This window comes from Neoaquamicrobium sediminum (assembly GCF_040970315.1).
Lineage (GTDB): Bacteria > Pseudomonadota > Alphaproteobacteria > Rhizobiales > Rhizobiaceae > Aerobium > Aerobium sediminum.
Genome location: NZ_JAZHFV010000007.1, coordinates 59,920 through 76,996 on the forward strand (window position 1 = coordinate 59,920; position 17,077 = coordinate 76,996).

General features: G+C 61.0%; 16 protein-coding genes. All 16 read left to right on the forward strand.

All coding sequences use genetic code 11. The features are described 5' to 3' along the window. The first annotated feature begins 17 nt into the window (after nt 1-17). Nucleotides 18-1,127: an acyl-CoA dehydrogenase family protein gene (locus V1479_RS20730; RefSeq protein ID WP_173194945.1), complete on the forward strand. Its 1,110-nt coding sequence runs from the start codon at nt 18-20 to the stop codon at nt 1,125-1,127. Between the two features lie 74 nt (nt 1,128-1,201). After that, nucleotides 1,202-1,807: a biotin transporter BioY gene (locus tag V1479_RS20735; RefSeq protein ID WP_206680624.1), complete on the forward strand. Its 606-nt coding sequence runs from the start codon at nt 1,202-1,204 to the stop codon at nt 1,805-1,807. 269 nt (nt 1,808-2,076) lie between these two features. Then, the gene (locus tag V1479_RS20740; protein ID WP_173194944.1) at nt 2,077-3,294 is read left to right on the forward strand and encodes a CaiB/BaiF CoA transferase family protein; all 1,218 of its coding nucleotides are present in this window, start codon (nt 2,077-2,079) and stop codon (nt 3,292-3,294) included. Continuing rightward, complete coding sequence (locus V1479_RS20745) at nt 3,291-4,457, forward strand: acyl-CoA dehydrogenase family protein (protein ID WP_173194943.1); 1,167 nt, start codon at nt 3,291-3,293, stop codon at nt 4,455-4,457. The genes V1479_RS20740 and V1479_RS20745 overlap by 4 nt, the downstream gene beginning before the upstream one ends. A gap of 110 nt (nt 4,458-4,567) precedes the next feature. Continuing rightward, on the forward strand, nt 4,568-5,422 hold the full coding sequence (locus V1479_RS20750) for an SDR family oxidoreductase (RefSeq protein WP_173194942.1): 855 nt from the start codon (nt 4,568-4,570) through the stop codon (nt 5,420-5,422). 27 nt (nt 5,423-5,449) lie between these two features. Beyond that, nucleotides 5,450-6,268 (forward strand): ABC transporter ATP-binding protein, encoded by an 819-nt coding sequence (locus tag V1479_RS20755; protein WP_244649507.1) that lies wholly within the window; start codon nt 5,450-5,452, stop codon nt 6,266-6,268. Next, entirely contained in the window at nt 6,261-8,180 is a 1,920-nt protein-coding gene (locus tag V1479_RS20760; RefSeq protein WP_368804602.1) for an AMP-dependent synthetase/ligase, read from the forward strand. Before V1479_RS20755 ends, V1479_RS20760 begins: the two co-directional genes overlap by 8 nt. Further along, on the forward strand, nt 8,181-9,068 hold the full coding sequence (locus V1479_RS20765; protein WP_173194941.1) for a branched-chain amino acid ABC transporter permease: 888 nt from the start codon (nt 8,181-8,183) through the stop codon (nt 9,066-9,068). Then, nucleotides 9,040-10,146 carry a branched-chain amino acid ABC transporter permease gene (locus tag V1479_RS20770; RefSeq protein ID WP_252913179.1) on the forward strand — a complete coding sequence of 369 codons (1,107 nt, stop codon included), beginning with the start codon at nt 9,040-9,042 and terminating at the stop codon, nt 10,144-10,146. The genes V1479_RS20765 and V1479_RS20770 overlap by 29 nt, the downstream gene beginning before the upstream one ends. Before the next feature lie 7 nt (nt 10,147-10,153). Continuing rightward, nucleotides 10,154-10,972, forward strand: coding sequence for an ABC transporter ATP-binding protein (locus V1479_RS20775; RefSeq protein WP_252913180.1), 819 nt, complete (start codon nt 10,154-10,156; stop codon nt 10,970-10,972). A gap of 60 nt (nt 10,973-11,032) precedes the next feature. Next, nucleotides 11,033-12,253 (forward strand): ABC transporter substrate-binding protein, encoded by a 1,221-nt coding sequence (locus tag V1479_RS20780; RefSeq protein ID WP_368804603.1) that lies wholly within the window; start codon nt 11,033-11,035, stop codon nt 12,251-12,253. A gap of 101 nt (nt 12,254-12,354) precedes the next feature. Then, complete coding sequence (locus V1479_RS20785; RefSeq protein ID WP_368804604.1) at nt 12,355-13,605, forward strand: ABC transporter substrate-binding protein; 1,251 nt, start codon at nt 12,355-12,357, stop codon at nt 13,603-13,605. Between the two features lie 86 nt (nt 13,606-13,691). Further along, on the forward strand, nt 13,692-14,474 hold the full coding sequence (locus V1479_RS20790) for an enoyl-CoA hydratase-related protein (protein ID WP_173194940.1): 783 nt from the start codon (nt 13,692-13,694) through the stop codon (nt 14,472-14,474). Nucleotides 14,475-14,487: 13 nt separating this feature from the next. Next, nucleotides 14,488-15,270 (forward strand): enoyl-CoA hydratase/isomerase family protein, encoded by a 783-nt coding sequence (locus V1479_RS20795; RefSeq protein ID WP_173194939.1) that lies wholly within the window; start codon nt 14,488-14,490, stop codon nt 15,268-15,270. Nucleotides 15,271-15,311: 41 nt separating this feature from the next. Continuing rightward, nucleotides 15,312-16,070 (forward strand): electron transfer flavoprotein subunit beta/FixA family protein, encoded by a 759-nt coding sequence (locus V1479_RS20800; protein WP_173194938.1) that lies wholly within the window; start codon nt 15,312-15,314, stop codon nt 16,068-16,070. After that, nucleotides 16,070-16,996 (forward strand): electron transfer flavoprotein subunit alpha/FixB family protein, encoded by a 927-nt coding sequence (locus V1479_RS20805; RefSeq protein WP_173194937.1) that lies wholly within the window; start codon nt 16,070-16,072, stop codon nt 16,994-16,996. The genes V1479_RS20800 and V1479_RS20805 overlap by 1 nt, the downstream gene beginning before the upstream one ends. Nucleotides 16,997-17,077: the final 81 nt, after the last annotated feature.

Consider the following 17,077-nt stretch of genomic DNA (forward strand, 5'->3'; position numbering starts at 1 on the left):
TCGGCGAGGATATCCAAATGATCCGAGCTCAGCTGCGGCGCTTCATCGAAACCGAGGTGAAGCCCAAGGGCGAAGCCTGGGAAGAGAAGGGCATGGTTTCGCGCGAGGTGCTACGCCAGATGGGCGCGCTCGGCGTTCTCGGCATGCGCTATGACGAACAGTATGGCGGCGCCGGGCTCGATGTCATGTCGAGCGTGATGCTGGCCGAGGAGGTCGGCCGGTCCACCTTCGGCGGGTTCTCGGCCACGGTGCTGGTGCATACCGATATGGCCTCGCCGCACCTGGAAAACGCCGGCACACCCGAGCAGAAGGCGCGCTGGTTGCCCGGCATCACCGCGGGCGAGACGATCACCGCCGTCGCCGTGACCGAACCGGGCGCGGGCTCGGACGTTGCGGGGATGCGCACCCGCGCCGTGCAGCATGGGTCGGATTGGGTGTTGAACGGCACCAAGATGTTCATCACCAACGGTGTGCATGGCGATCTCTACTTTGTTGGCGCCAAGACCGACCCCGACGCCAAGGGCTCGCGCGGGATCACCATGTTCGCCATCGAAAAGGGCACACCGGGCTTTTCGGTCGGCCGGGCGCTGAACAAGACCGGCTGGCTGTGTTCGGACACGGCCGAGCTGATTTTCGAGGATGTCCGCGTGCCGGCCGAGAACGTCCTCGGCGAGGTGAACCGCGGCTTTTATGCGGTGATGAAGAACTTCCAGAACGAGCGGATCGTGCTGGGCGCGATGGTCTGCGCCGAGGCGCAGACCGCGCTGGACATGACCGTGGACTATGTCAAGCAGCGCAAGGCTTTCGGCGGCGTTTTGTGGAACAAGCAGGTCGTCCGCCAGCGTCTTGCGGACTGCCAGACACGGATCGAGGCGGGCCGGCAGCTCGTCTATCACGCCGCGCGGCTCGACGCGGCTGACGTTGAATGCGTGCGCGAGGTGTCAATGGTGAAGGCTTATTGCGGCGAGCTGGCCAACAGCGTGCTCTATGACTGCGTGCAGTTCCATGGCGGCATGGGCTACATGCGCGAAAACCCGGTCGAGCGAATGTCGCGCGACGTTCGTGTGCAGGCGATCGGCGGGGGCGCGACCGAGGTGATGCTTGAAGAAGTCGCCAAGCGCATGTGAACAGCCAATTGAGCCCCAACCTCTGAAGAAAACTCTTCAAGATCTCAGCCCAAGTCATGAAAGGAGTCAGAAAGATGTATAGCAACAAGATGTTTGTGGGACGGAATATTGGCGCAACATTGCTCGGCGAGGCGCTCATCCTGATCGCCGGTACGATACTTCTGACGGCGTCTGCGAAGGCGCAAGTTCCGTTCTATCCAGTTCCGATGACGTTGCAGACCCTGGTGGTCGTTGCGCTTGGCCTGTTCCTCGGGCCTGTCCGTGGTTCAGGCATCGTCATTGCCTATATCCTGCAGGGGCTGGCAGGCTATCCGGTCTTCGCCGGCACGCCACCGGCGTCTTCTGGCCTGGCATATGTTGCCGGGCCGACGGGCGGCTACCTTGCGGGTTTTGCGATATCGGCCTTTGCGGCTGGATGGCTGGCAAGAAAAGGATATTCCAAGACAATCCCGGGGGCGGTCACAGTTGCAGTCGTCGCAGGTGCGCTGATCTACGTTCCCGGGCTCGCATGGCTGGGTGTCTTCACCGGCTATGGAGAGCGCCTCCTCACGGCCGGCTTCTATCCGTTTCTGTTGGGTGACTTGGTTAAATCGGTTATCGCCGGTCTGCTCTTCATTGGCGCATCCGCGGTCGTTCCGAGACTTGGACACATGTCGGGAGAAAAGCCCGAGAAGAAATAATGGAGTGTCCCTTCTCGACCGCGAACGATGCGGAGACCAAAGATGGTGTCCGCGTTTCGAGGGCGATGGCTTTCGCCTTGTGGCGTCCTGGCCGAAATGCCGCCGCACGGCTTCATTCAGCCGGCGAGGCGACCTATCGAGCGAACGGGCGATCCGTGACTCGCCCGCTTCGCCCCATCACTTTCTTGCGGCCTTCGCGTAGATTCCCTCCTTCAAATCTAACATATGTTAGATTATGCTTGCTTTCGTGAGTACCAGGGAGGGCTGACATGGCGATGCCGCTCGGCGATATTCGGATCATTGAACTTGGCCATGTGATCGCAGGGCCGCTGGCGGCAGCACTCCTTTCGGATTTCGGTGCCGAGGTGATCAAGATCGAAGCCCCCGGCCGAGGCGACATGATGCGCGAATTGGGCCCGAAAGCGCAGGACGGGGTCGGCGTCTGGTGGAAGACGCTTGCCCGCAACAAGCGAATCCTCGCGCTCGACTGGAAGAGCGATCCCGGGCGCAAGGTCCTGGAAAAGCTGGTCGAAAGTACCGATGTTCTGGTGGAAAATTTCCGTCCCGGCGTGCTCGAGCGGGCGGGGATCGGGCCTGAGGTTCTGCATCAATGGAACCCCGACCTGGTGATCTTGCGGGTGTCGGGCTACGGACAGGATGGGCCGATGCGTAAGACGCCGGCCTTTGGGCGCGCCGCCGAGGCGATGAGCGGCCTGGCGCACCTCACGGGCTACGCCGATGGCTCGCCAATGCATCCCGGTTTCCCGGCCGCCGACAGCACGACGGGGCTGATGGGAGCCCTGGGCATCATGATCGCCCTTTTCGCCCGCGAGAGGGGCAGGGTTCGCGGTCAGATCGTCGATCTGGCGGTATTCGAAGCCCTGTTGCGGCTAATCGATTATCATATTCCCGCTCTGACCGGAGCAGGTGTCTCGCCGATGCGCAACGGGCTGCGTCAGCCGATGGATTTTGCGCCGGGCGGCACATTCCGCACCAAGGACGGTGTCTGGGTGACCGTCTCGGCCGGGGGCGCGGAGACGGCCAGACGGCTGTTGCGCGCGGTGGGCGGGGACAGTTTTGCCGAGGATCCGCGCTTTGCCACGATGGAGGGAATCTCGGCGCATATGAGCGAGATCTTTGACCGGCTCAACGAATTCGTCACCGCGAGGGAGTTTGCCGAGGTCGAGGCGGAATTCGCGCTCCACGACGCGGTGGCCGCGCCAGTGCTGAGCGCCGAGAACATCGTGGCCCACCCGCAGATCGCCCATCGCGGCGATATCGTATCGGTCGAAGGCGATGCGACGAAGGTGGTCGGCCCAGTGCCGCGTCTGAGTGATACGCCGGGCAGCGTTCGCTGGTTGGGGCGGCGGCCGGGCGCGGACACTGCTGAAATCATGCAGGAGCTCGGCTGCGACCTGGCGACGATCGAAAGGTTGGTGGAGGCAGGCCTGATCGCAGTTAGCCCTGCCGGGGAGGAAACGGCATGAGTTTCAGGCTGACCGAACACCAGCAGGACATCCGCGATACGATCCTGAGGATCTGTGCGGCCTTCGACGACGAATACTGGCTGGAGCGCGACCGCAACGGCGGCTTTCCCCACGACCTGCACAGGGCGATGGCGGACGGCGGCTGGCTGGGAATTGCCATGCCGGAGGAGTTTGGAGGCGCCGGCCTCGGGATCACCGAAGCCACGATCATGATGCAGGCCATTGCCGAGTCTGGCGGCGGTGCCAGCGCGGCCTCGGCCGTTCACATGAACATCTTCGGACTGAACCCGGTCGTGGTCTTCGGCAGCGCGGAGCAAAAGGCACGGATGCTGCCACCTCTGATTAAAGGGCGCGAGAAGGCCTGTTTCGGCGTCACCGAGCCGACGACCGGCCTCGACACGACCAGGCTCAAAACGCGCGCGGTTCGACAGGGGGACCGCTATGTCGTGCATGGCCAGAAAGTTTGGATTTCCACCGCCCAGGTGGCCGACAAGATCTTGCTTCTGGCGCGCACGACGCCGCTCGAAGAGGTGGCAAAACCGACCGAGGGCCTGTCGCTCTTCTATACCGATCTGGACCGGACCTTCGTCGATGTGCGCGAGATCGAGAAGATGGGCCGCAAGGCGGTCGACTCGAACGAACTGTTCATCGATGGGCTGCCGATCCCGGCGGAGGACCTGATCGGCGAGGAAGGACAGGGTTTCAGACAGATCCTGCACGGGCTCAATCCCGAGCGTATCCTCGTGGCCGGGGAGTGCGTGGGCATTGCCCGGATCGCTCTAAAACGCGCTGCCGCCTATGCCAAGGAGCGCCAGGTTTTCGGACGCCCGATCGGACAGAACCAGGGGGTGCAGCACCCGCTCGCCAAGGCCTGGGCGAAGGTCGAGGCTGCGAACCTGATGGTAATGCATGCGGCGGCGCTCTACGACGCGGGAGAGCCGTGCGGGGTCGAGGCGAATGCCGCCAAGTTGCTGGCGGCCGAAGCCGCTGTCGAGGCGACACAAACGGCACAGATGACATTTGGCGGCTTCGGCTACGCCAAGGAATATCACATCGAGAGACTGGTTCGCGAAGCGCTTCTCTTTCACATCGTGCCGGTCACGCCGCAGATGCTGATGTCGTTCATCGCCGAGAAGGCGCTGGGTCTGCCCAAATCGTACTGAAACCGGAGCGAAACCGTTCCAGTGAAAAGGGGGGTTGCGCATTTTTCTAACGTGCGTTAGATTTAATCAGATCAAGAACAACAGTCCGATCCGCTTTGGGAGGAGCGTCAATGCCGGAAGCCGGTTACGGGTTTTCCCGTGAAAGACTGCGCGATCATCCAACGGTCTATGTTGATGGGCTGTTCTCGGGAAAAACCATTGTCGTGACCGGCGCGGGAGGCGGGCTGGGCCTGGCGATCGCCACCCTGTTCGCCCGTCTCGGGGCTGATCTGGCCATCAACGGGCGGAACGAGGAAAAGCTCGAAGAAGCCGCAAAGTTCCTGCGTGGCTTTGGCGGGCAGGTGCTGGCTCGTCCCATGACCATCCGGAATCCCGAACAGGTACAGAATTTCGTGGATGGCGTGGGCGATCATTTCGGCGGGTTCGACATTCTGGTAAACAATGCGGGTGGACAGTTTCCGCAGCCCGCCCTTGAATATGCGCCGAAGGGCTGGAACGCCGTCATCGACACCAACCTCAATGGCACCTGGTGGATGATGCAGGCCGCGGCCCGAAACTGGGTCAAGGCCAAGCGTCCTGGTGCCATCGTGAGCATTGTCGCGGATATCTGGCGCGGGATGCCTGGTATCGCGCATAGCTGTGCTGCGCGCGCCGGGGTCATCTACCTGTCCAAATCGGTGGCCGTCGAATGGGCGCCGCACAATATCCGCGTCAATTGCGTGGCGCCGGGATGCTGCGAAAGCACCGGGTTTGCGCGATATCCCGAGGAGGGGGCGGCGACGTTTGAGGAGTCGAACCCGATGCGCCACGCCGGAGACGAATGGGATGTCGCCGAGGCGGTAGTCTATTTGGCTGCGCCTTCCGGCAAGTTCATTACCGGCGAAGTGTTGACCGTGGACGGCGGGCAGCAGCTGTGGGGCGATCCCTGGCCGACGGGCCGGCCCGACTATTTCCGTATCGCGTGATACCAGAACAAGAGCTTCGACGGCGATATGAATGAAATGACAAACAATTACACCCGAGAGCAACAACACGCCAAAGCTCCTCCCGTATTGGAGTGTCGCGGAATCGAGCGTCGATTCGGCGGTATTGTTGCCGTTAGCGGCGTGGACCTCAGTATTCATAAGGGCGAAATATTTGGCCTCGTCGGACCGAACGGGAGCGGGAAGACGACGGTGACAAATGCGATCACCGGGTTCTATCCGCCGAACAAAGGCTCGATATGTCTCGATGGCAAGGACATCACGGGCACCGCGCCTCACAAGGTGGCCAAGCTCGGCGTCGCCCGGACCTTTCAGAACCTTGCGCTTTTCAACGGCATGAGCGTGCTCGAGAACATTCTCTTGGGGCGCCACATCCACATGAAGCCCGGAGTTCTTCCCACTGCGCTGTATTGGTGGGTGGCGCGACCGAGCGAGATCAGGAACCGCGAAGTGGTAGAGGAGGTGATCGAATTCCTCCAGCTCGAAAGCATCCGCAACGAGCTTGTGGACGGGATTCCAATCGGGCTCAAGAAGCGTGTGGAACTGGCACGGGCACTGGTCGCCGAGCCCCATCTTCTCATTCTCGACGAGCCCATGGCCGGCATGAACCAAGAGGAGAAGGGGTACATGGCCCGTTTTATTCTCGACGCGAGAGCTGAACGGGGCATAAGCGTGCTGCTGATCGAGCACCACATGGACGTCATTACCGGTATCTGCGACCGGATGCTGGCGCTCAATTATGGCGAGATGATCGCCAGCGGGATTCCGAAGGAGGTCGTCAAGGATCCCCGGGTCGTTGAGGCGTATATCGGGGGCGCCCATGGCTGAGACCACACAAAGCCCGACGGTCGCGGGTGAAACCATTGCCTCGGTTCTGATGCGGAACGCGTCCGAACACGGCAGCGACATCGCATTGCGGGAAAAAGAGCGTGGGATTTGGAAGGCAACCACCTGGGCTCAATACACGGAAGAGGTGCTGGCCTGCGCGGCCGGCCTCGACGGGCTCGGCCTGAAGCCGGGGGACGCGGTGCTCATTCTCGGCGACAATCGTGTACGCCTCTATTGCGGAATGCTGGCGCTGGCCACGCTCGGAGTTTACGCAATGCCCGCCTATCCGGGCACCACACTCGAAGAGCTCCAGCATTTCGCGGACGAGGCGAACGTCGTAGCCGCTCTCGCCGAGGACCAGGAGCAGGTGGACAAGATTTTGGAACTGCGTGACGCCGGGGCCGCGCAGTTGAAGTACATCGTGTATGACGACGGCCGGGGCCTCGGCTTCTACAAGGCGGCCGGACTGATGTCATGGGAGCATCTCGTCGAGAGCGGCAGCCATCGTCTCAACGGTGAGCCGGGGCTGCGCGAGAATCTGCTCGGCCGGGCCAAGCCCGACGATCCGGCGGTGTTCCTGCATTCGTCGGGCACGACGGACAAGCCCAAGGGCGTCGTGCTGAGCCAGAAGAACGTGTTGGCGGCGGCGCGGAACGGCCATGCCGCCGGGGCCTTCGACTTCGGAGAGCAGGTGCTGGCCTATCTGCCGATGGCCTGGGTGGGCGATTATGCGATCACGGTAGCCGCCGCGCTTCTGCTGCGCTTCACCGTCAACGTGCCCGAACGACAGGAAACCGTGCTGCGTGATATGCGAGAAATCGCGCCGACATTCTATCTGGCCGCACCGCGCAGCTGGGACAACATCCTGACCACCATTCAGGTAGGCATCGAGAATTCGACGCCGCTGAAGAAGTGGCTTTATCACTTGTTCATCGAACGGGCCATGGCAGCCGAGCGTCGCAAGCTCAACGGCATGAGCGCTGGCGCTTTGGAAGGTATCGGCCGTTTCATCGGCGAGATTCTGATCTTCGGGCCGATCAAGGACCAGTTCGGCATGCACCGTCTCAAGAACGCCTTCACCGGCGGTGAGGCGATCGGAGAGGACACCTTCGTATTCTACCGGGCGCTCGGCATCAAGCTGCGCCAACTGTATGGTCAGACGGAGAACAGTGCCATCAACGCGATCCAGGCGCCTGATGAGGTGCGGCTCCACACCGTGGGCAAGGTTGCCCCGGGGGTCGAGGTGAAGATCGCCGACAATGGCGAAATCCTCCTGAAGTCGGATAGCGTTTTCGCCGGATACTATAACAAGCCCGAAGCTTCGGCCGAGACGCTTTCCGCTGGCTGGTTGCGTTCAGGCGATGCCGGCTACCTCGAAGACGATGGCAATCTCGTGGTGCTTGGCCGCGTTTCAGAAGTGATGCACACAAAAGCCGGAGAGCGCTATGTGCCAAATTACATCGAGAACCGCCTGAAGTTCAGTCCATACATAAAGGACGCGGCCGTGGTGGGCGCAGGCCGACACGAATTAACGGCAATGGTGTGCATCGATTTCGATGCCGTCGGCCACTGGGCCGAAGTGAACGGCGTACCCTATGTGTCCTATGCCGATCTGTCTCAGCGCGAAGAGGTGGCCGCGCTTCTGAGCGAGGCATTCCTGCGGGTAAACAAAGTCCTCCCGGAGCCTCTGCGGCTCAAAAGGTTCGTCAGCCTGCACAAGGAATTCGATCCCGACGACGGAGAGATCACGCGCACGCGCAAGCTGCGCCGAACGGTGGTGGAAGACCGCTACCAGAACGTGATCGCGGCGCTTTACGACGGATCAAAGCACGTCCACGTCAGCGCCGTCGTGACCTACGAGACGGGTGAGACGGGAAGGGTCGACCGCACCCTCCCTGTCAGGGAGGTTTAGATGGAACTAGTTTTCTTGGCTGAGCTAGCGGCGAACGGAGCTCTCACAGGGTTGCTCTACTCGTTGTTCGCGATCGGCCTGGTACTGATCTACAAAGCCTCTTCCGTGCCAAACCTCGCGCAGGGCGGGCTCACCATGGTGGGAGCGTACGTTGTGCTGGCGCTAGCTCGCGACATAGGGCTTCCGCTCTGGGTGGCAATCCCCGTGGCTGCCGTCGCCATGTTCGGTTTCGGTATGGGGATCGAGCGGGTTGCGCTGCGCCGGCTCGCTGGCCGACCGATCGTGATGATCCTCATGATGACGCTCGGGATTGACATCTTTCTGCGCGGCACGACGCTTGCTATCTGGGGCGGTACGTCGCGCTCGGTCGAACTAGGCGTCGGCTATGATCCGCTTTTCATTGGCGACGTTCTGATCAGCCGCATCCATTTGGTTGGCGCTGTTGTAGCCCTCGTTTTGTTTGTGGTCTTCGTCCTGTTCTTCCGCAGCCGACAGGGTATCCGCCTGCGCGCAATAGCCGACGATTACATGGCCTCATGGTCCGTCGGCATATCTGTCGAGCGTGGGGTTGGCCTGTCCTGGGGACTGGCTTCGATCGTTGCGGTGGCGGCAGGCGTCATATGGGGCGAGGTTCAGGGCGTCGACCAGTCGCTGTCGCTCTTGCTGCTCAAGGGATTGACGGTAGCCGTTCTAGGCGGGCTGGACAGCATCTTTGGCGCGGTGCTCGCGGGGATCATTCTCGGCATCATCGAGAATGTGGGGTCCGCCTATCTGGATCCGTTCGTGGGCGGTGGCAGCCGCGACCTGATCGTGGCAGCGGTGCTCATCCTCACTGTCATGCTTCGGCCGCACGGTCTGTTTGGCCGTCAAGACATCGAAAGGGTTTGACGCGATGTTTTACCGGCTATCTGGTATCCATCATACCAGCTACGTATCCGACAGTCGGCTCTACAAGATTCCAGCCGACAGGAATCTCGCACTGTTCTTCCTGGCGCTCGGCCTGGCAGCTCCGTTCCTTGTCGGGTCGCTGTACCTCAACAGCTATATGTTGCCTTGGCTTGTTTGGACGGCAGCGGCGCTCGGGCTCAACCTGGTGACGGGTTGGGCCGGCCAACTGCACCTCGGCTATGCGGCGGTGATGGCCGTCGGCGCATATTCGGCTGTTCACGCGGCCAGGTACGGCTTGCCCTGGGAATTCGCGCTCCTGATCGGTGGGATTTCCGCCTCGGTCATCGGCAGCCTGTTCGCCTTCGCGGCCCTGCGGGTGAAGGGCCTCTATCTGGCCTTGACCACACTGGCGATGCAGTTCGTCATGGACTGGGTGCTGACCCATTCGCCGGCGATCTCGGGTGGCTCGCACGCTTCGCTGCAGGCGCCCACATTTGCACTTCTGGGCCAGCGGATTACGTCGGATACAGGCCTGTATTATGTCGCCTTCGGCTGGTGTCTGCTTGTCACCATTTTTATGCTGAATCTGCGCCGTACCGGTCTGGGTCGTGCGCTGGTGGCAGTCCGCGAGAAGGACTATGCGGCGGCCATTCTCGGAGTCAACAGCTTCTACTACAAGATTGTTGCGTTCGCGACCTCCTCCTTCATCGGCGGAGTCAGTGGAGCGATCCTTGTCGCTACGTTCTTTTTTCTGGCCGCGCCCGAACAGTTCTCGGTCGCCGTGTCGATCCAGGTTCTGGCTATGGTGATCGTTGGCGGCCTCGGCAGTATCATCGGCACCTATTTTGGTGTCGCGTTGATCCTGCTGGTGCCGGGCGTCGTCAATGGCCTCGTGGCAGAAGGCGCCGGAGCACTGGGGCTTCAACTGAATGTCGAATCGCTGGCCCACATTCCGAACGCGGTCTACGGAGCGATCATCATCATCATCCTGATGATCGAGCCGCTGGGATTGGGCAAGCTTTATAGCAACATCCGGGACTACCTGAGGGTGTGGCCCTTTGATCAATTCAAGAAATAGGCCGGAGATGACCCACGCTCCCGACAAAGAAGCAGAAAACATCCTGTCGATGAACAGTGTAGAGGTCCTGTATGACAACGTCATGTTGGCGATCAAGGGGGTCTCCATCCAGATTCCAAAAGGAGGAATGGTAGCGCTGCTTGGGTCCAACGGGGCCGGAAAGAGCACGACGTTAAAGGCGATCAGCGGCCTTCTCAAGGCCGAGCGCGGCCGCGTCAACCGCGGCGAGATCAGCTTCGACGGCGCAGTGATCACCGGTGTTCCTGCGCAGCGACGTGTAGAGATTGGGATTTGCCATGTGATCGAAGGCCGTCGAGTTTTCGAACATCTGACGCCCGACGAGAACCTCGAAGCGGCTGCACCGATTTCGATGAATCGCGCCACACTCAAAACGGAAAAGCAGAGAATCTACGAGTACTTTCCGCGCCTCGCTGAACGGAAGAACTCCCAGGCGGGATATCTCTCAGGCGGCGAGCAGCAGATGCTGGCGATTGGTCGAGCATTGATGACCCAGCCCCGTCTTCTGATGCTCGATGAACCGAGTCTAGGCTTGGCTCCTTTCCTGGTGGCCGAGATCTTCAGCATCATCAAGAAGGTCAACGAGGAAGAGAAGTTGTCTGTTTTGCTGGTCGAGCAGAATGCACTCGCGGCGCTGGAGATCGTCTCGGACGGGTATCTGATCGAGAATGGCCGCGTTGTCATGCACGACACGGCCCAGGCATTGAAAGCGAATTCAGACATTCAGGAATTCTATCTGGGGGGAGGTTCGGGAACGAATTTCCACGACATCAAACATTACAGTCGGCGCAAACGCTGGCTGAGCTGACTCGATTGTTCCAAACGAGACCGGGAGGAGAATATGCAGTCGATTGGAAGAACACTGGCTTTGGCCTTGCTCGCCGCAGGCCTCCTATCGGAATCCGCCAAGGCGGCGGATCCCGAGCCATTCAGGATCGGCGTTTGCTACGATCTGAGCAAGGCCTATACTTTCGCTACGCCACAGGTCTCGCAGGCGGCGCTCGATCTTGCCGATCTCGTCAACATGAAAGGCGGAATCGATGGGGCACAGGTCGAGGTGATCGTGCGCGACCACGGCAATGAGCCGCAGCGCGGGATCGAATGCTACAGCAAGCTCAGCCGCGAGGGTGTGTTCGTTTTCGACACGCTGTCCACACCGGTTTCACTGGCGATCTTGCCGCGCGCAATGAAGGACCAGCGCATCCTGATGCAATCGCTTGTCGGGCGAGGCGACGCTGTCGACGGCACCGTGTTCAACTGGGTCTATCCTGTCGGACCGACCTACTGGGGCCAGGCGGCCAACGACATCGCCTATATCAAGCAGCTGCACGACGGAGATCTTTCGGATGTAAAGGTGGGCTTCGTCTACTTCGATTATCCCTTCGGGCAGGAGCCGATCGAGATCCTTAAAACACTGTCGGGTAAGGAAGGATTCGACCTGGTCCTCTATCCGGTTCCGTTGCCTGGCAGCGACCAGGCGAGCGTCTGGTCCAAAGTGCGCCGAGATAAGCCTGACCATATCATCAGCTGGATGCTTGGCGGTGCGCACGTGGTTGCGTCAAAGGAAATGAAGCGTAACGGTATCCCAATGGAGAAGTACATCGCCGTCAACTGGCTCAACGAGGTGGATATCTCCAATATCGGCGCGGCGGCGGCGAAGGGGCTCAAGCGCGGTACGAATGTCGTGGGCGGTCAGGACATCCCACTCTACAAGGAAATCATGACCGAGCTTTATGACAAGGGCAAAGGTAACGGCCCGGTCGAAAAGACGCTGGATGTTTTCTACAATACCGGCCTTGCGATGTATTCGATCGTGTTCGAAGCTGCTCGTCAGGCGGCTTCGCTGCACGGCCATCCGATCACTGCCGAGTCATACAAAGCCGGGCTAGAGGCGATCGAGAAATTTGACGCAAATGGCCTGATGGCGCCGATCACGGTGACGGCGGAGGATCATGGCGGCGGAGGTCGCACGCGCATCGAAATGTGGGACGGGGCCACTTGGGTGCCGCAGACCGACTGGATTGCCGCCTATCAGGATGTCGTCTGGGAGGTTGTTAAGGAGAGTTCGTCGAAGTTCGACGGCAATTGATGTGAAGCAGGTGCAAGCCGCACCGTCCGTGGGGCCTGTGAAGCCGGGCCCCGCGGAGTGGGCAGTCAATGAGGAAGCGATATGCAACAGGGAGGTTCGACATGACTATATTCAATAGAGTGACTGCCGCTGTACTGGCAGCGGCGCTGGGACTGGCAATCCAGACAGCCGCGGCACAAGACAAGGAGCCGATCCGCTTCGGCCTTTGCTTTGATCTGAGCAAATCCTACACCTTCATCTCACCGCAGGTGGCGCAGGCTGCGCAGGATCTGGCCAAATACACAAACGACGACGGCGGCATAGAAGGTCATCCAGTCGAAATTATCGTGCGCGACCACGGCAACGAGCCGCAGCGCGGTGTCGAATGCTACGAACAGCTCAAGCGAGAGGGCGTCTTCATTTTCAACTTCCTCTCGACGCCCGTGACCAATGCCGCTCTGCCACGTGCGATGAAGGACGGCAACATCGTCATGCAATCCTTCGTCGGCCGCGGCGACGCTGTGGATGGCGATGTGTTCAAGTGGATTTTCCCGGTCGGTCCGACCTATTGGCAGCAGGCGGCCAATGACGTGGCCTTCATTAAGGATCAGTTGGGAGGTGATCTGAGCGAAGCCAAGATCGGCTTCATCTATCTAGACTATCCTTTCGGTCAGGAGCCGATCGAGATTCTCAAGACCCTCTCGGAGGAAGAAGGCTTCGAACTCAAACTCTATCCAGTGCCACTGCCCGGCAGCGACCAGGCGAGCGCCTGGACTCAGATTCGGCGTGACAAGCCTGATTACATGATCAGCTGGATCCTAGCCGGCGGTCACGTCGTGGCTTCGAAGGAGATGAAACGGAACGGATTTCCGATTGATCGCTATCTTTCGGTGAACTGGCTGAACGAAGTTGACATCAAGAATATCGGAGCCGATGCAGCCAAAGGCATCTTGCGGGGTACTAACGTGGCGGGTGGCCAAGAAGTTCCTCTGGTCAAGACAATGCTCGAGACCTTGTATGCCAAGGGTGAAGGCAGTGGTCCGGAATCGCTCGTCCGCGACGTCTATTACAACACCGGGTTAGCTATCTATGCCACTGGGTTCGAAGCTGCCCGCATTGCGATCGAAAAACACGGCTGGCCGCTGAATGCCGAAAGGATGAAGGAAGGATATGAGTCCATTGAGAATTTCGACGGAAATGGTGTGATGTCGCCGATCACCGTGACCGCGAAAGACCATGGAGGCGGCGGTAAGACCCGCGTCGAGCAGTGGGATGGTTCGACCTGGGTGCCGCTCACGGATTGGAGCGCGGACTACACCGACGTGGTGTGGGAAGTGATCAAGGAAAGCTCGTCGAAATTTACCGTCGAGTGATTTGACGGCGTGCCTGCGGGTCGGAGTGACCCGCAGGCATAAGCCGGTTCCCAGTCGTGCAAGGTCAGTCTGCGAGGGATCGAGAAATGGAAAGCAGCCCCATCGAAGTATCCGTCGAAGGTGGCGTGGCCATCGTCACTATCAACCGGCCCGACCGCAAGAACGCGCTCTCGGTCGCCGCCGCCAACGGATTGGTCGATGCATGGGAGCGGATCGAGGCCGACGATACGGTCAGCGTTGCGATCCTGACCTCGGCTGATTGCGGCGTCTTTAGCGCCGGGCTAGACCTCAAGGAGGCGGCAGAGATCGCGCGAAATGAGGGCGTCGACATCCTCAGCAAGATGCGCGACCCCTTTCACGACACGATGCGCGCCTGTCGCAAGCCGATCATAGCTGCCATGACCGGCTCCTTGATGGCTGGTGGGATGATGCTGGCGCTGAACTGCGATTTGCGGGTCGGACTCAAAGGAACCAAAATCGGGATCACCGAAGTCAAGATCGGACGCGGCTCGCCCTGGGCAGCGCCGGCGCTGTGGATGCTGCCGCAGCCTGTCCTGATGGAAATCGTTCTGACCGGCGATCTCATGCCGATCGAGCGGCTGCACGGTTACGGCTTCACCAATTATCTTGAAGACACGCCTGATCTGGTTCGCGAACGGGCCCGCGACCTCGCACGTCGGATCGCCAGTGCCGCACCGCTTTCGGTAGTAGCTGCGAAGGGCAGTGTGCGCGCGACCATGGATCTGGGCTGCGCCGCCGGGCTGGAAGAGGGTAAGCGCCTGCACGAAGTGGTCTATGCCAGCCAGGATGCCATCGAGGGCCCGCGGGCCTTTGCCGAAAAACGCGCGCCCGTCTGGCAAGGCCGGTAAAGGAGAGAGAGGCATGGGCGAATTGATGCGGCTTGATCGTGATGGGCCTGTGGGCGTTTTGCGCTTTCTATGCACGGAACGGCGCAACCCTTTCAGCATTGCATTCGTCGAGGCGCTCATCGCCAATCTGCGTCAGGCCGAGATGGACGATGCGATACGTGCCGTGGTGATGACCGGCGGCGAGCATTTCTCAAGCGGCGGCGATCTTGTCGGCTTCCGCGCCGAGATCGCCAAAGGCGCCCGCGCCACCTCGCAGATGGTCGACATGGTCCACGACGGCGGTCGTGCCGCCTATCAATTCAAGAAGCCACTCATCGCTGCGGTGAATGGAATCGCCTATGGCGCGGGGCTAAGCCTGGCGCTGTCGGCCGATATCGTCGTGGCTGCCGAGGATGCGCGCCTCTGCGAGGTCTTTGCCAAGGTCGGCGGCTGCCCCGACACCGGGTCGAGCTGGCTCCTTCAGCAGCGCGCCGGGGCTGGGGTGGCCCGGATGCTGGTGCTTACCGGCCGCGAGATCGACGGACGAACGGCTCGCGAGCTGCGTGTAGTCGAGGAATGCGTCCCGGCCGAGGAGGTCGAAAACCGAGCAATCGAGATCGCGCGAGAGATCGCCGCCCACCCCGCCTTCGGCATGCAGACAACCAAGCGTGTCATGCGGGCGGCTGCCGAATGCTCCTACCTCGAGGCTCTGGAGATCGAGCGCGATGCGCAAAGCGTGCTGCTTTGCGCCCATGATTTTCCCGAGGCCATGAACGCCTTCCAAGAAAAGCGGCCGCCACGGTTCAAGGACTGCTGATTGCGGCCAAAGACGTTCAAACAGTCATAGGAGAAACGCCGATGAAGGTGCTCGTGCCCGTCAAACGCGTGATCGACTACAACGTGAAGGTTCGCGTGAAAGCGGATGGGAGCGGTGTCGATCTCGCGAATGTGAAGATGTCTATGAACCCTTTCGACGAGATTGCGGTTGAGGAGGCGATCCGTCTGAAGGAAGCGGGTACGGCGGACGAGGTCGTAGCAGTTTCGATCGGGGTGAAGCAGGCGCAGGAGACGCTGAGAACGGCGCTGGCGATGGGGGCGGACCGCGCGATCCTGATTGTGGCGGCCGCAGATGTGCATCAGGACATCGAGCCCCTGGCGGTGGCGAAGATCCTGAAGGCGGTGATCGACGAGGAGCAGCCGAACCTGGTGCTCGCCGGCAAGCAGGCGATCGATAACGATATGAATGCCACCGGGCAGATGCTCTCGGCGCTGCTGGGCTGGAGCCAGGCGACCTTCGCCTCGGAAGTGAAGGTCGAGGGCGGCAGCGCCGTGGTGACGCGCGAGGTCGACGGCGGGCTGCAGACCGTCAAGGTCAAGCTGCCGGCGATCGTGACGGTCGATTTGCGCCTCAACCAACCCCGCTACGCTTCGCTGCCGAACATCATGAAGGCCAAGAAGAAGCCACTCGACGAGAAGACGGCGGCGGATTACGGCGTCGACGTGAGCCCGCGGCTCGAAGTGGTGAAGACGGCCGAGCCGGAAACACGCCAGGCTGGCGAGATCGTGCCGGATGTCGATACGCTGGTGGCGAAACTCAAAGAGAGGGGGTTGGTGTGATGGCTGTTCTTCTGCTGGGCGAAGTAAATGACGGCGAACTGGCACTGGACCCCACCGCCAAGGCGGTGAATGCCGCCAAGGTGCTGGGCGAGGTTACCGTGCTCTGCGCCGGGGCTTCGGCGGCAGCCGCCGGCGTGGCAGCCGCGACGATCGAGGGCGTGGCGAAGGTTCTGGTGGCCGAGCATCCGGCGCTGAGCCACCGCCTTGCCGAGCCAACTGCGGCAATGATCGTAAGCCTCGCGGGCGACTATTCGCATATAATGGCCCCGGCCACCACCGACGCCAAGAACGTGATGCCGCGGGTGGCCGCGCTACTGGACGTGATGGTGATCTCCGATGTCTCGGGCGTTGTCGATGCTGAAACGTTCGAGCGCCCGATCTATGCCGGCAACGCAATCCAGACGGTGAGATCGAAGGACGCCAAGAAGGTCGTGACCCTCCGAACCTCGGCTTTCAAGGCCGCCGGCAAGGGCGGCCCGGCCAAGGTGGAGACCGTAGATGTGCCCGGTGATCCGGGCCTGTCGGAATGGGTAGAGGACAAGGTGGCCGAAAGCGACCGCCCCGAACTGACCTCTGCCGGGGTCGTAGTCTCTGGCGGCCGCGGCGTCGGCTCGCAAGGAGACTTCGCCCTGATCGAGAAGCTGGCCGACAAGCTTGGCGCAGCAGTGGGCGCCTCGCGGGCCGCAGTCGACGCCGGCTTCGCGCCGAACGACTGGCAAGTCGGCCAGACCGGCAAAGTCGTGGCGCCCGAGCTCTATGTTGCAGTGGGCATTTCCGGGGCGATCCAGCACCTTGCAGGGATGAAGGATTCCAAGATCATCGTCGCAGTCAACAAGGATCCGGACGCCCCGATCTTCCAGATCGCCGACTACGGCCTTGTGGCTGACCTCTTCCAAGCCGTACCCGAGCTGATCGAGAAGCTCTGAGACGCGTTATTCGAGGATCTCGCCTTGGTTAATTGGCCGCCCATTTTACGAGCCGGGCCGCCGAGGAACACAAGATGTTCC

Excerpts from the sequence above, each read along its gene's own strand:
- V1479_RS20730 (WP_173194945.1), top strand. The coding sequence starts at position 18 with ATGATCCGAGCTCAGCTGCGGCGCTTCATCGAAACCGAGGTGAAGCCC.
- V1479_RS20735 (WP_206680624.1), top strand. The coding sequence starts at position 1,202 with ATGTATAGCAACAAGATGTTTGTGGGACGGAATATTGGCGCAACATTG.
- V1479_RS20740 (WP_173194944.1), top strand. The coding sequence starts at position 2,077 with ATGGCGATGCCGCTCGGCGATATTCGGATCATTGAACTTGGCCATGTG.
- V1479_RS20745 (WP_173194943.1), top strand. The coding sequence starts at position 3,291 with ATGAGTTTCAGGCTGACCGAACACCAGCAGGACATCCGCGATACGATC.
- V1479_RS20750 (WP_173194942.1), top strand. The coding sequence starts at position 4,568 with ATGCCGGAAGCCGGTTACGGGTTTTCCCGTGAAAGACTGCGCGATCAT.
- V1479_RS20755 (WP_244649507.1), top strand. The coding sequence starts at position 5,450 with ATGAATGAAATGACAAACAATTACACCCGAGAGCAACAACACGCCAAA.
- V1479_RS20760 (WP_368804602.1), top strand. The coding sequence starts at position 6,261 with ATGGCTGAGACCACACAAAGCCCGACGGTCGCGGGTGAAACCATTGCC.
- V1479_RS20765 (WP_173194941.1), top strand. The coding sequence starts at position 8,181 with ATGGAACTAGTTTTCTTGGCTGAGCTAGCGGCGAACGGAGCTCTCACA.
- V1479_RS20775 (WP_252913180.1), top strand. The coding sequence starts at position 10,154 with ATGACCCACGCTCCCGACAAAGAAGCAGAAAACATCCTGTCGATGAAC.
- V1479_RS20785 (WP_368804604.1), top strand. The coding sequence starts at position 12,355 with ATGACTATATTCAATAGAGTGACTGCCGCTGTACTGGCAGCGGCGCTG.
- V1479_RS20790 (WP_173194940.1), top strand. The coding sequence starts at position 13,692 with ATGGAAAGCAGCCCCATCGAAGTATCCGTCGAAGGTGGCGTGGCCATC.
- V1479_RS20795 (WP_173194939.1), top strand. The coding sequence starts at position 14,488 with ATGGGCGAATTGATGCGGCTTGATCGTGATGGGCCTGTGGGCGTTTTG.
- V1479_RS20800 (WP_173194938.1), top strand. The coding sequence starts at position 15,312 with ATGAAGGTGCTCGTGCCCGTCAAACGCGTGATCGACTACAACGTGAAG.
- V1479_RS20805 (WP_173194937.1), top strand. The coding sequence starts at position 16,070 with ATGGCTGTTCTTCTGCTGGGCGAAGTAAATGACGGCGAACTGGCACTG.